The sequence below is a fragment of the Vibrio sp. 1180_3 genome (assembly GCF_029478545.1).
Classification (GTDB): domain Bacteria; phylum Pseudomonadota; class Gammaproteobacteria; order Enterobacterales; family Vibrionaceae; genus Vibrio; species Vibrio aestuarianus.
In genome coordinates this window covers 1-373 of the sequence record NZ_SJFM01000199.1, presented here as the reverse complement: position 1 = coordinate 373, position 373 = coordinate 1, and the positions used below count along the sequence as shown (strand labels likewise).

At 50.9% G+C, this 373-nt stretch carries 1 protein-coding gene; it reads left to right on the top strand.

What is annotated here, in order from left to right:
- Nucleotides 1–373: contractile injection system protein, VgrG/Pvc8 family (locus EYW48_RS22050; RefSeq protein WP_277433088.1), on the top strand; the 373-nt coding region annotated here is incomplete at both ends.

Here is a 373-nt window from a genome sequence, read left to right as displayed (position 1 = left end):
AGCAAGCGCAAGGCATTGAGATGGACTACCAACAAGCCATTTACGAGCATTTTGATGCGCCCGGTCGCTTTAAAGACGATGTGAACGGTAAAGCCTTTAACCAAATTCGTTTGCAGTACTTAAGACGTGAAGCGCACACCGCTACGGGTGAAAGTAACCACCCAGCGTTGCAAGCGGGCTACAAGTTTGACTTGCAAGAGCATTTAGATGAAAGCGCCAACCGCGAATGGTTAGTGGTTGAAGCGTATCATCAAGGCAAGCAGCCGCAAGCGTTGGAAGAAGAGGGGGGCAGCGGCGCAACCACTTATAACAACCAATTCACGCTCATCCCGGCCACTATCACGTGGCGCGCTACACCAAAAACCAAACCACA